General features: G+C 73.5%; 6 protein-coding genes and 1 pseudogene. 6 read left to right on the top strand and 1 reads right to left on the bottom strand.

From position 1 onward, the window contains the following. Positions 1-310: pseudogene (locus ACIBAF_RS21210) on the bottom strand (fuconate dehydratase); the annotation flags it as partial. 235 nt (positions 311-545) lie between these two features. Between ACIBAF_RS21210 and ACIBAF_RS21205 the strand changes: the two are divergent. The 6 genes from ACIBAF_RS21205 to ACIBAF_RS21180 all read left to right on the top strand — a co-directional run bounded on the left by ACIBAF_RS21205 (position 546) and on the right by ACIBAF_RS21180 (position 13974). Continuing rightward, complete coding sequence (locus ACIBAF_RS21205; protein ID WP_399464767.1) at positions 546-1598, top strand: sugar ABC transporter substrate-binding protein; 1053 nt, start codon at positions 546-548, stop codon at positions 1596-1598. Between the two features lie 50 nt (positions 1599-1648). Continuing rightward, on the top strand, positions 1649-3292 hold the full coding sequence (locus ACIBAF_RS21200; RefSeq protein ID WP_399464765.1) for a sugar ABC transporter ATP-binding protein: 1644 nt from the start codon (positions 1649-1651) through the stop codon (positions 3290-3292). Positions 3293-3294: 2 nt separating this feature from the next. Further along, positions 3295-4335: an ABC transporter permease gene (locus ACIBAF_RS21195; RefSeq protein ID WP_399464764.1), complete on the top strand. Its 1041-nt coding sequence runs from the start codon at positions 3295-3297 to the stop codon at positions 4333-4335. Between the two features lie 20 nt (positions 4336-4355). Continuing rightward, positions 4356-5057 carry a FadR/GntR family transcriptional regulator gene (locus tag ACIBAF_RS21190; RefSeq protein WP_399464762.1) on the top strand — a complete coding sequence of 234 codons (702 nt, stop codon included), beginning with the start codon at positions 4356-4358 and terminating at the stop codon, positions 5055-5057. A 184-nt stretch (positions 5058-5241) separates the two neighbouring features. Continuing rightward, positions 5242-5901 carry a YceI family protein gene (locus tag ACIBAF_RS21185; protein WP_399464761.1) on the top strand — a complete coding sequence of 220 codons (660 nt, stop codon included), beginning with the start codon at positions 5242-5244 and terminating at the stop codon, positions 5899-5901. Positions 5902-6012: 111 nt separating this feature from the next. Next, on the top strand, positions 6013-13974 hold the full coding sequence (locus ACIBAF_RS21180) for an SDR family NAD(P)-dependent oxidoreductase (protein WP_399464759.1): 7962 nt from the start codon (positions 6013-6015) through the stop codon (positions 13972-13974). Positions 13975-13989 lie beyond the last annotated feature (15 nt).

Below are 13989 nucleotides of genomic sequence, written 5' to 3'. Positions count from 1 at the left end.
GCAGTTGGCTGTCCCCGATCAGGTCGCGGCTGAGCGAGCCCGGGTCGGCGCACAGGTCGTCCACGGACCGCCCCAGGACGTGCGGGCGCAGCGCCGCGATCGCCGCGACCTGGACGTCGTTGCCGCGTCCGATGGTGAAGGTGAAGCCATGGCCTTCGAGCCCGTCTCCGGCGTCGGTGCGCAGCACGACATAGGCGGCGGAGTAGTCGGGATCCGGGTTCATCGCGTCGGAGCCGTCCAGTTCCCGCGAGGTGGGGAAGCGGACGTCGTGGGTGTCCACCGCGATGATCCGGGCGGGGGTTGCGGTCAAGGGGTGCCTCTCTTGGCTTGACAGCACTCATTCATCGGAGGTCGGAGGAATGACAGAACTGCGACTTTAGGGGCAGTGCGACGCCGTGACAACACCCCAAGAAGCCCGCGGATTCGTTTGAGGACGACCCCTTGTCAGCGCCGGCAACGCCGTCGTAACGTCCTCGGCGTTCCGAGATACATCGGAGGAATCACCCCCGCGCGGCTCCCAGCCCTGGCTAAGGAGATACCCGGCCATGAAGCTCGCTCGCACCCGCTCCACCGCCGCCGCAGTCGGCGCCGTCGTCGCGGCCCTCAGCCTCCTCACCGCGTGCAACCGCGACAGCGCGGGGTCGGACAGCGCGGGCGGCGACAAGCCGGCCATCGGCATCGACCTGCCGCGTTCCGACTCCGACTTCTGGAACTCCTACGCCGAGTACGTCCAGAAGGACATCAAGTCCGAGGGCGTCAAGGCGCTGCCGCTGAGCAACTCGCAGAACGACGTCACCAAGCTGGTGGCCAACGTGCAGGTGTTCCAGAACACGGGGGCCAAGGCCGTCGTCATGGCGCCGCAGGACACCGGCGCGATCGCCTCCACGCTGGACACCCTGGCGTCGAAGAAGATCCCGGTGGTCAGTGTCGACACCCGTCCCGACAAGGGCGACGTGTACATGGTGGTCCGGGCCGACAACCGGGCGTACGGCACGAAGGCCTGCGAGTTCCTCGGCAAGCAGCTCGGCGGGAAGGGCAAGGTCGCCGAGTTGCAGGGCGCCCTGGACTCCATCAACGGACGCGACCGCTCCGAGGCCTTCGCCGCGTGCATGAAGCAGAAGTTCCCCGGCATAACGGTGTTCGAGCTGCCCACCGACTGGAAGGGCGACGTGGCCTCCGCCAAGCTGCAGAGCCTGCTCGCCCAGCACCCCGACCTGAACGGCGTCTACATGCAGGCCGGCGGCGTCTTCCTGCAGCCCACCCTCGCACTGCTGGAGCAGAAGAAGCTGCTCAAGCCGGCCGGCCGGCCGGGGCACATCTCGATCATCTCCAACGACGGCATCCCGCAGGAGTTCGACGCCATCCGCAAGGGCCAGATCGACGCCACCGTCTCCCAGCCCGCCGACCTCTACGCCAAGTACGCGCTGTACTACGCCCAGGCCGCGGCCGAGGGCAAGACCTTCAAGCCGGGTCCGACCGACCACGGCTCCACCATCATCACGATCCCGAACGGCCTCGAGGACCAGCTGCCCGCGCCCCTGGTCACCAAGGACAACGTGGCCGACAAGACCCTGTGGGGCAACACCGTCGGCCAGTGACCGACCGGCCCGGCGACAGCGCCCGCACCCCTGGAAGGACGGTATCCCCCATGGCGGACACCGCGACCGCGCCCCGGCCGGCGCACGGCGGCGCCGGCCCCACCCCGGTGGCCGAGGCCGTCGGGGTCGGCAAGAGGTTCGGCGCCACCGTCGCGCTGCGCGACGCCCGTATCGCCGTCGCCCCCGGCGATTCGCACGCGCTGGTGGGCCGCAACGGAGCCGGCAAGTCGACGCTGGTGTCCCTTCTGACCGGACTGCGCCGGCCCGACACCGGCGCCGTGCGCTTCAACGGCGAACCCGCGCCGCCCGTCGGCGACATCGACGCCTGGCGGTCCCGGGTGGCCTGCGTCTACCAGCAGTCCACGATCATCCAGGACCTGACCGTCGCCGAGAACCTCTTCCTCAACCGGCAGAGCGCGAGCCCGCTGCAGCCCATCCGCTGGAAGCAGTTGCGCCGCCGGGCCGAGGAACTCCTCGGCGACTACGGCGTGGACGTCGACGCCGGTGCCCGGGCTCGTCAACTCACCGTGGAACAGCGGCAGTTCGTGGAGATCGCCCGCGCCCTGTCGTTCGGCGCGCGCTTCATCGTCCTCGACGAGCCGACCGCGAAGCTCGACGCCCGCGGCATCAGCCGGCTCTTCGACAAGCTGCGCGACCTCCAGGGTCAGGGCGTCGCCTTCCTCTACATCTCCCACCACCTCCAAGAGGTGTACGACCTCTGCACCACGGTCACCGTCTACCGCGACGCGACCCACATCCTCACCGCGCCCGTGGCCGAGGTCGGTCACCAGGCCCTGGTGGAGGCCATGACCGGGGAGACGACCGCCCCCGCCGTCAGTGCCCGGGCGGACGACGGCCGCGCCGCCGGGCCGGAGAGAGGGCAGGCACCGGACGAGCGCCCCGAGCTGCTGGCGATCGAGGGGCTCACACTCACCGGGACCTGCCACGGTCTGTCCCTGTCGGTCCGCTCCGGCGAGGTGGTCGGGCTGGCCGGAGCGGCGGCCAGCGGCAATGTGCGGGTGGGCGAGGCCGTCGCCGGGCTGCACCGCGCCGAGGAGGGCCGGATCACGGTCGGCGGCCGTGCCGTGCGCACCGGCAGCGTGCCGGCGGCGCTGGACGCCGGCGTCGGGCTGGTCCCGGAGGACCGTCATCTCCAGGGCCTGGTCCACAACCGAAGTGTGGCGGAGAACGCGACGCTCACCGTCACCGACCAACTGGGCCCGTTCGGCACGGTGTTGCCCGCCCGGACCAGAGTCTTCGCCCAGCGCATGATCCGGGATCTCGACATCAAGACGCCGGGGGCGGCCACCCCGGTCTCCGCGCTGTCCGGCGGCAACCAGCAGAAGGTCGTCGTCGCCCGGGCGCTGGCCACCGACCCGCGCGTCCTGGTCGCCGTCCGGCCCACCAACGGGGTGGACGTCAAATCCAAGGAGTTCCTGCTGCGCCGGATCCGCGAGGTCGCGGACGGCGGCAGGGCCGCGCTGATCGTCTCCGACGAACTCGACGACCTCAGGGTGTGCGACCGCGTCGTCGTGATGTTCCACGGCCGCGTGGTCGCCGAGTTCGCGCCCGGCTGGCGGGACGAGCAGGTGGTCGCCGCCATGGAGGGCGTGGCCGACAGGACCGACCCACCCGGCGCCGACGCGGCCCCCGACACCGGCGCGGCGCCCGACACCGACGAGGACGAAAGGTAGTCATGTCCGCCACCACTGATGTCACCGACCCCGCGGCGGGCGTGGCGCAGACGCCCGCCAAGGACACCGGGCGCGGCCTCGACCTCGGCCGGTTTCGTGAGCTGTCCCTGATCCCGGCGATCCTGGTCCTGGGTCTGATCGGGTTCATCGTCTCGCCGGCGTTCCTGACCTCCGACAACCTCATCGGCGTGGCCCAGCAGTCCACGGAGCTCAGCCTGCTGGTGCTCGCCACGGCGCTGATCCTGATCTCCGGGCGGATGGACCTGTCCCTGGAGTCCACCATCGGGGTGGCCCCGGTCATCGCCGTCTGGCTCGTGCTGCCCACGAGCGGCGCGCGGTTCACGGGGCTCGGGCTGCTCCCCGAGTGGACGGCCGTCCCGCTGTGTCTGCTGGTGGGCATGGTGATCGGCGCCGTCAACGGGTTCCTGATCCTGAAACTGCGGCTCAACGGCTTCATCGTCACCCTGGGCATGCTGACGATGCTGCGCGGACTGCAGGTCGCCCTCTCCGAGGGCCAGTCCATCGTCGAGCTGCCCTCCTCGTTCACCTACCTCGGCAAGGCGTCGTGGTGGGGGGCGCCCGCGGCGATCTGGATCTGTGTGCTGCTGTTCGCTCTCGGCAGCGCCGCGCTGGCCTGGCTGCGGCACGGCCGCGCGCTGTACGCGATCGGCGGCAACGCGGAGGCCGCCCGCACCGCCGGCATCCGCGTCGACCGGATCGTCTGGGTCGTCCTCATCATCGGCAGCCTGCTCGCCGCGTTCGCCGGCATCCTCTACAGCGGCCACTACGGCTCCATCTCCGCCACCCAGGGCAGCGGCTGGATCTTCCAGGTCTTCGCCGCGACGGTCATCGGCGGGGTCAGCCTCAACGGCGGCAAGGGCTCCGTCTTCGGCGCCCTCACCGGCGTCCTCACCCTCCAACTGGTCGTCAACGTCATGACCCTGGCCGGCGTGCCGCCGCTGTGGAACCAGTTCCTCAACGGCGCGATCATCATCGTCGCGCTGATCATCTCCCGCTTCGCCTCCGGCGAGAAGCAGGAGTAGACGCACAGAGAGGCACGCTCGTGGCACTGACGGACGAGGCCATGGACAAGATCAAGGCGATGATCGTGGCGGGCGACCTCGCGCCGGGTTCCCGGTTGCCGAAGGAGGAACTCCTCGCCGGACAGCTCGGTCTGTCCCGCAGTTCGCTGCGCGAGGCGGTGCGGGCGCTGACCGCGATGCGGATCCTGGTCGCCCGGCAGGGGGACGGCACCTACGTGTCGAGCCTGGAGCCCCATCTGCTGCTGGAGGCGCTCGCCTTCGCCTCGGACGTCTCCCAGGGCCAGACGGCGCTGCAACTGCTGGAGGTGCGCAGGCTGTTGGAGCCGCAGGCGACCGGGCTGGCCGCCGCGCTGCTCGGACCCGAGGACCTCGACGAGCTGGGCGCCGTCCTACGACGGTCCCGCGCCGCCGCGACGGTCGAGGAGTTCGTCGCTCACGACATCGCGTTCCATCTGCGGATCGTCGAGGCCGTCGGCAATCCGGTGCTGTCGATGCTGCTGCGCGTGCTCTCCACCCGCACCCAGCGGGTCCGCATCGTCCGCGGCACCCGGACCGGGCGGGCCGTGGAGCACGCGCACCGGGAACACGACGAGATCCTGCGCGCGCTACGGGCGCGCGACGCCCCGTTGGCCGTCTCGACCGCGACGGTCCATATCGCCGCCGTGGAGCAGTGGTTGGCGGCCGGCCTCGTCGACGATCCCCTTTGCGCACTCGACGGCTGACCGGGGGGAAATGCGCGCGGTGAAGTCCGGGAATTCGGTTGGCTGTTCCGTGGCGGGCATGTGTGGATCCTGTAGTGGCCGGTCATCGGTGGCGGCCTATAAGCCTTTCGGTACTGATTCGATCCGCCGCCGCGTCCCGGAGCAGGCTTGCGGCGATATCTGCTGTGCAGTAACTACGTGAATCATGAACCTGTTCACCCGCGGCGCCTCTTTCCGGCGCTCGGCGCCCCCCACGCCTGCGCAACGCCCCGCCGACTCCCCCGCTTTCCCCTCCGCCGGCCTGCCGGATCCCGCCCTGGCCGCGTTGACCGGCGACTGGATGATCGATCCCGCGCACAGCCGCATCGGCTTCTCCGTCCGGCACGCCCTGGTGACGACGGTGCGCGGCGCCTTCACGCAGTACGAGAGCCGGCTCTCTTTCGACGGGCGCAACCCGGCCCGCTCACGGGCCGAGATCCTGCTGTCCACCGCGAGCGTCGACACCGGCGTGGAGCAGCGAGACGCCCACCTGGTCGGCCGTGACTTCCTGGACGCGGCGACCTATCCGCGTATGCGATTCGCGAGTACGGCCGTACAACTCGCGGGCCCGGACGTCTACCGAATGACCGGAGATCTCACCATCAGGGAAACCACTCGTCCCGTGGTCCTGGAACTCACCTACATAGGACATGTCACCGACCCGTTCGGCTATGAGCGGGCCGGCTTCGACGGCACCACCACCATCAATCGTTCCGAATGGGGTCTGACGTACAACGCCCGGCTGGCCGAGGGCGGCGCCATGGTGAGCGAGAAGGTGCGTCTCCAATTCGACATCGCCGCCATTCGCACCACCGCCGCCGGCTGACGCCCGCGGTGTTCGCGGCCTGCACGGCGCACCCCCGCCGTGTCGGTGCCGGGTCGTAGGCTGATCAACAGGCCGCATTGGTGCGGACGTCCGGACGAGGGGGGAAGCCCGGTGGGTGTGGCGGAGGCGTTCGCAGTGCGGCCCGTCCCGGAGTTGCTCGTCGAGAACTCCTTACGCCACGGCGAGAAGCCGGCGTTCGCCGATGACCGGCGTGGGGTGAGCTGGGCCGAACTGGAGCGCAGAACCGCCCGGTTGGCGGCGCGGCTGGAGGTCGGCCGGGGCGCCCGGGTGGCCTTCTGCCTGGACACGAGCGTGGAGCTGGTCGAGGGGCTCCTCGCCACGGTGCGGGCCGCCGCGGTCGGCGTGCCGCTGAGTTCTCGCGGTACCGACGCCGAACTCGCGGAGCTGTTGACCGACTGCGATCCGGCCGTGCTGGTCACCGACCGGCGGAACCTGCCGCGGATCGTCCGCCTGACGGCGGGCCGCTCGCTGCGGCTGGTGGTGACCGGCGAGGGCCCGCTGCCGGACGGCGCCACGCGCTTCGAGGCCCTCGTGGCCGAACCGTCGTCCGCGCCGCCCGACGACCTCGGCCTGGACGAACCCGCCTGGCTGCTCTACACGTCCGGCACCTCCGGCACCCCCAGGGCCGCGGTGTCCTGCCAGCGGTCCGCGCTCTGGTCCGCGGTCGCCTGCTACGGCCCGCGGCTCGGGCTGTCGGAGACGGACCGGCTGCTGTGGCCGCTGCCGCTCTCCCACACCTACGCCCACTCGCTCTGCGTCCTGGGCGCCACCGTGGCGGCGGCGAGCGCACGGATCACCGCCACGCCCGAGCCGGCCGCACTGGCACGCCTCGTCGGCGAGTTCGCGCCCACCGTCCTGGCCGGTGTGCCCCTCACCTACCGGCAGTTGCTCGACGCCGGCCTGGGGGCGGCGCCGTCGCTGCGGTTCTGCGTCACCGCCGGCGCGCCCAGCGAGCCGGATCTGCGGGAGCAGGTCGAAGCCCGGTTCGGCGCCCCGCTCCTCGACGGCTACGGCAGCACCGAGACGTGCGGCAAGATCGCCATGGAGTCGCCCGACGGGCCGCGGACGCGCGGCGGAAGCGGACTGCCACTGCCCGGCATGGAGGTCCGGCTCGTCGATCCGGAGACGGGACGCGACACCCCCGAAGCTGGCACCGGCACTGGCGCCGGTACTGGCACGGACGCCGGCGCCGGCGCGGAGGGCGAGATCTGGGTGCGCGGCCCCGGTGTCATGCTCGGCTACCACAACCGGCCCGAGGACACCGCCGACGCCGTGCGCGACGGCTGGTATCGCACGGGTGACCTGGGCCGACTCGGCGAGGACGGCGGTCTGACCGTCACCGGCCGGGTGACCGACCGGATCGTGCGCGGCGGCGAGAACGTCGACCCCGCCGAGGTCGAGCACGTGCTGCGCGGCCTGGCCGGTGTGCGGGACGCGGCCGTGGTCGCGCAAGCCCATCCGCTGCTCGGGGAGGTTCCGGTGGCGTTCGTGGTGCCCGAGCGGCAGACACTCGATCGGGCGGGCCTGCTGCGGGCGTGCGCCTCGGTGCTCTCCGCGCACAAGGTGCCCGAGGAGGTCCTGTTCACCCCGGCCGTGCCGCGCACCTCCGCGGGCAAGCCGCGCCGCGCGCTGCTGCGCGAGGCACTCGCCGGGCGCCCCGTCGAACCGACGCTCGCCCGCCTGGCCGGCCGGGCGCCCGGAGAGCGGCGGGCCGCGCTCACCGACCTGGTGTGCGCGGAGACTGCGGCGATCCGGGGCACGGCCGCCGATCCCGGCACCGCGTTCGCCGACCTCGGCCTGACCTCGATGGACGCGATGACCCTGTGGCACCGGCTCAGCCTGCGCACCGGTCTGCGGCTGCCGGCGACGCTCGTCTGGGACCATCCGAACCCGGCCGCGGTCGCCGCCCACCTGGACACCTGGCTGCACGGGGCGCCCGCGCCCGCGAAGGCCGGACCGCGGCGGGGTCCGCAGACCGAGCCGGTGGCGATCGTGGCCGTCGGCTGCCGTTACCCGGGCGGGGTGAGTTCGCCCGAGGACCTCTGGCGGATGGCGGCCGACGGGGTGGACGCCACCGGCGACTTCCCCACCGACCGCGGCTGGGACCTCGCTTCCCTGCACCATCCCGACCCCGACCGGCTCGGGACGACGTACACCCGGCGCGGCGGGTTCCTCGACGACGTCGCGGACTTCGACCCGCTGTTCTTCGGGATGTCGCCCCGCGAGGCCCTGGCCACCGATCCCCAGCAGCGTCTGCTGCTGGAGGTCGCCTGGGAGACGCTGGAGCGCGCGGGCATCCCCGCACCGACGCTGCGCGGCAGCAGCACCGGGGTGTTCGTCGGGCTGATGCACGTCGGCTACGGCAGCGGGGTCTCGCCGCACGAGTTGGAGTCGCAGATCGGCATCGGGTCCTCGGGCAGTGTGGCGTCCGGCCGCGTGTCCTACGTCCTGGGGCTGCGCGGCCCGGTCATGACCCTGGACACGGCCTGTTCGTCGTCGCTGGTCGCGCTGGACCTGGCGGCCAAGTCGCTGCGGGCCGGGGAGTGCACGCTCGCGTTGGCGGGCGGGGTGACGGTGCTGTCGAGCCCGCAGCCGTTCGTCGCGTTCAGCCGTCAGCGGGCTCTGTCGCCGGACGGCCGTTGCCGGTCGTTCGCCGCGGGCGCGGACGGCACCGCCTGGGCCGAGGGCGTCGGTCTGGTGCTGCTGGAGAAGCTGTCCGACGCCCGGCGCCACGGCCATCCGGTGCTGGCCGTGCTGCGCGGGTCCGCGGTGAACTCGGACGGCGCGTCGAACGGCCTGACCGCACCCAACGGCGAGGCACAACGGGACCTGATCCGGCTGGCGTTGGCCGACGCGGGACTGCGGGCGGCCGACGTCGACGCGGTGGAGGGGCACGGCACGGGGACCGCGCTCGGCGACCCGATCGAGGCCGGCGCCCTGCTGGCCGCCTACGGGCAGGACCGGGATCCGGCCGACCCGGTGTGGCTGGGCTCGGTCAAGTCGAACCTCGGGCACACCCAGGCCGCGGCGGGCGTGGCGGGCCTGATCAAGATGATCGAGGCGATGCGCCACGGCGAACTGCCCGCTTCGCTGTACGCGGAGCAGCCGTCACCGCACGTCGACTGGGACGCCGGGGCGGTACGACTGCTCGACCGGGCCCGGCCCTGGCCGCTGCGCGACCGCCCGCGCCGCGCCGCGATCTCGTCGTTCGGCATCGGCGGGACGAACGCCCACGTGATCATCGAGCAGCCGCCGGAGCCGGATGCGATCGACGGCCGGTCCCCCGGTGCCGGCATCGCCTCGGCCGCGATCGGGTCGACGGTCCGTCTGCCGGTCGTGCCCTGGTTGGTCGGCGGCGGCGACGAGGCCGGGCTGCGGGCCCACGCCGGGAGGCTGGCGGCCGAGGTGGCCGAGGTGGGCGGCGAGTCCGCCGTGCTGGACGCCGGATACTCGTTGGCGACCACCCGCGCGCCGCTGTCCCGCCGGGCGGCCGTCCTGGCCGCCGATGCCGACGGCCTGCTCGCCGGGTTGCGCGACCTGGCCGAAGGGGTCGACAGCCCGGCGGTGGTACGGAGCACCGCGCGCACCCGTCCCAAGGTGGCGCTGCTCTGCGCGGGCCAGGGCGCCCAGCGCTCCGGAGCGGGCCGTGAACTGCGCGCCGCCTTCCCCGTCTTCGACGCGGCCTTCACCGCGCTGTGCGAAGAGTTCACGCCGTGGCTCGACCGACCGCTGCTGGAGGTGATCGACGCCCCCGACGACAGCCTGCTGAACCGTACCGACTACGCCCAGCCCGCGTTGTTCGCCTTCGCGGTCGCCCTGCACACGCTGCTCGCCGAGTGGGGGGTGCGACCCGACTACCTGGTCGGCCACTCGATCGGCGAACTGGCCGCCGCTCACATCGCCGGTGTGTTCTCCCGCGCCGACGCCGTACGACTGGTCGCCGCCCGTGGCCGGTTGATGGCGGCCCTGCCGGCCGGCGGCGCGATGGTCGCGGTCCGTGCGCCGCTGGCCGAGGTGACGCGTCGGCTCGACGAGGCGCCCGGCCGGGTCGCGGTCGCGGCGGTCAACGGACCGGCGTCGGTCGTGCTGTCCGGCGCCGAGGACGCGGTGACGGCGCTGGCGGCCCGCATCGGACGGCCGTCGCACCGGCTGCGGGTGAGCCACGCCTTCCACTCGCCGCTGCTGGACCCGATGCTGGCCGAGTATCGCGCGGTCGCCGAGTCGGTGACGTACCACCAACCGTCCGTCCCCGTGGTGTCCACGCTGACCGGTCGTCCCGAGTCCGACGCCCTCGCCGACGCCGACCACTGGGTCCGGCAGGCGCGCGAGACGGTCCGATTCGCCGACGCGGTGGGGTACTTGGCCGAGGCGGGCGTCACGGCGTTCGTCGAGGCCGGTCCGTCCGCCTCGCTCGGCGCGGCGGCCGAGGAGTGCCTCGGACCGGACGCGGACGCGGTGTTCGCCTCGGTCGCCACCGCGCGTACCGCACTTGAGGCGCTGGCCGCGCTGCACGTGCACGGGGTGGCGGTGGACTGGCGATCGGTGTACGCGGGCAGCGGCGCCCGTCGACGCCCGCTGCCCACCTATCCCTTCCAGCGACAGCGCTACTGGCTGAACGCGGTCCGGCACCCGGTCGCAGGCCCGGCCGGTCACCCCCTGATGGGGCAGCCGCTGCCCGATGCGGACGGTCCCGGCATCCGGCACACCGCCGTGCTGTCCACTGCACGTCACCCCTGGCTCGCCGACCACACGATCGGCGACCGAGTGGTGGCGCCCGCGACGCTCTTCGCCGAACTGGCCTGCCGGGCCATCGGCGCCCCCGGCCCTGTCCGGCTGGCCGAACTGGCTTTCCACGAGCCGCTCGTACTGCCCGCGGCGCATCAGCCGCAGGTGCCGGCGCAGATGCAGGTACAGGTGGTGGCCGGGGCGCCGGACGAGACGGGCGGCCGACCGGTCACCGTGTGGGCCCGCCCGACCGACGCCACGGACCCCACGACCCCCACGGACCCCTTGGGACCGTGGACGCGGCACGCGACCGCGAGGACCGCCCCGGCCGAAGCGCCCACCGATCCGCACACCGATCCGCCCGGCGCGTGGCCGCCCCCAGGGGCCGAGCAGATCCCGGTCGACTATCCGCGCCTCGCGGCGCAAGGCCACCGCTACGGGCCCGCTTTCCGCGGGGTGACCGCGCTGTGGCGACGGGACGGCGACCTCTTCGCCGAGCTGGCGCTGCCGCCCGGCGAGGCGGCCACCGCGGGCTCGTACACCCTGCACCCCGCTCTGTTCGACGCGGCGCTGCACTGCGCACTGCTGGCCGAGGAACCGGCGGGCGGGCGCTCGAGGGAGCCCCGGGCCCCGCTCGCCTGCACCGGCCTGACGGTGTATGCGACCGGCGCCTCCGCCGCCCGGGCCGTCGTACGTCGGCTCGGCCCGGACGAGTTCCGGGTCACCCTCTCCGACCCGGCGGGCCGGCCCCTCGCCGCCGTCGAGTCCGTGGTCACCCGCGCGATCCCCACGCGTGCCCTGGCCGCCGCCGAGACGTATCGCCTCGTCTGGCGGCCCGCCGCGCCGGTCCCCGAGATGAGCCCGGAGCACGAGGTGCTCGACGTGGGCCGCCTGGCCGCCGCCCTGCCGGTGGACGCCGCGCAGCCCGACCGTGTGCGCGGGCTTCTCGCGGCGGTGCTGGAGCGGGTGCGCGACTGGACCTCCGATGTACGGCCGGGCCGGCTGGCCGTGCTCACCCACAACGCCACGGGCGACGACCCGGACCTCGCCGAGGCGGCGGTCGCGGGGTTCCTGCGCAGCGCCCAGTCCGAGCATCCCGGCCGGATCGTCCTGGTCGACCGGCGTGGCGGTCCGGCGTCACCGGCGGAGCTGGACGCGGCGCTGCGGACGGACGAGCCTCAGATCGCGCTGCACGACGGTGTCGTTCTGGCGCCCCGGCTCGTTCCTGCGGTTCCGCCCGCCGCCGAGCCACCCGGCCTGGACTGCGCCGGGACGGTGATCGTCACCGGCGGCGCCGGCGCGCTCGGCGCGAGCCTCGCCCGGTACCTGGTCGCCGAACGCGGGGTCCGGCACCTGCTGCTGACCGGTCGCAGCGGCCGGATCCCGGACTGGGCGGGCGAGCTGCCGGCCGAGGTGCGGGTAGTGGCGTGCGACGTGAGCGACCGTACGGCCGTCGACGCCCTGATCGCGTCCTGCCGGCCGGCGCCGACCGCGGTCTTCCACCTCGCCGGGGTGGTGGACGACGGCGTGGTGGACGCGATGACCCCCGAGCGGCTCGCGACCGTGCTCGCGCCGAAGGCGGACGGCGCCTGGCATCTGCACGAGGCGACGAAGGGCCTCGACCTGTCCGCCTTCGTGCTGTACTCCTCGGCTGCCGGTGTGCTCGGCCGGCCGGGGCAGTCGAACTACGCGGCCGCGAACGGGTTCCTCGACGCGCTGGCCCGGCACCGGGTGGCCCACGGTCTGCCCGCGCAGGCCCTGGCCTGGGGCCCGTGGTCCACGCAGGGCGAGGAGGGGATGGCGGGCCGCGTAGCGCCCGAGCGGCTCGGCGAGGGCGGTGTTCTCCCCGTCACCGAGCAGGAGGGCATCGGTCTCCTCGACACGGTGCTGCGGATTCCGGAACCGGTGCTGGTGCCGGTCCCGCTGGACCTCGCGGCCGCGGGCGACGGTCCGGCCACGTCGCCGGTCCTCACGGACCTGCTGCCGCGGCGCTCGTCCCGGGACGAACAGGCCGTCACCGGCGGGCAGGAGATCGGCGGCGGGCCGGCCGGCGCGGCGGTCGGGCAGACGCCCGGTGCGTGGCGCGAGCGGCTCGCCTCCGTCGCCGCGCACGAACGCGAGAGGGTGCTGGCCGAGCTGATCCGCGCCGAGATCGCCGCGGTCCTGGGCTTCCCGGACCCGGCCGCGCTCCCCGCTGAACGGGCGTTCACCGAGCTCGGCTTCGACTCCCTGACCGCCGTGCAGCTCCGCAACCGGCTGAGCGCGTTCACGCGGGTGCGGCTGGCTCCGACCGTCGTGCTGGAGCACCCCACGCTGCCAGACCTCGCCGCCCACGTCCACGCCGCGCTGATCGACGCGGGCGCGCTGCCGCAGGACGGTCCGGCGACAGCGGCCGAAGCCAGTACGGCGCAGGCCGAGGGAAGTACGGCGCAGACGCAGGCCGCGGGCCGTACGGCGGAGGCGGCGGGAGGCACCGAGGCAGAGACGGGCACCGAGGCGGACACAGGGTCGCCGTACCGGTTCAGTGCGCTCTACCACCGAGTGCTGTGCGAGCAGGGGCCGTTGGAGGCGATGGGGCTGCGCCACCTCGCGTCCTACGCCCTGCCGGTCTTCCCCGACGGCGAACGCGCCCGGTACGCGGTCCCGCCGGTCCGACTCGCCCACGGCGACGGCGCCCCGCTGGTGTACATCCCGGACTACCTCTCGCCGTACCAGCGGGTCCCGACCGCTCTGGCCGAGCGGCTCGCAGGCGAGCGCGACGTGTTCCTGCTGGAGCATCCCGGTCTCGGCGCGCTCCGGGCCGTCCCGGACAGCATCGCCACGCTGGTGCGCACGCACGCCGACACGGTGCGCTCGCTGCCCGTCGACGCGGCGCCCGTCCTCGTCGGCTACTGCGCCGGCGGCGCGGTCGCGCATGCCGTGGCCCGCCACCTCGCGCGGACGGGACCGCCGCCGGCCGGTGTGATCCTCCTCGACTCCCATGCCGCAGTGCTGCGTCGCGGCGACCCGCGCGGGCTGGCCCTGATGTCCGCCGGGGCCGACCTGCCGGACGAGCTCGTCGACCAGGTGGACGACTCGTTGCTGATCGCCGGGGGCGGCTACGCGCGCCTGCTGGAGGGCTGGCGGCCGAAACCGTCACCGGTCCCGACGCTGCTGCTGCGCGGCCGGCCCACCCCGCACATGCGGCGCAGCGACCCCGACCGGGACTGGCAGCCGTACTGGCCGCTGCCGCACGACAGCGCGGACCTCCCGGGCGACCACTACTCCCTGCTCCATCGTGACGCCGCGAGCACGGCCGCGGCGATGCGCGCCTGGCTGACGATGTGACCGCCCGTCGGAAGA

This window comes from Streptomyces sp. NPDC051677 (assembly GCF_044453465.1).
GTDB lineage: Bacteria > Actinomycetota > Actinomycetes > Streptomycetales > Streptomycetaceae > Streptomyces.
This window is presented reverse-complemented; position numbering and strand designations above follow the sequence as displayed.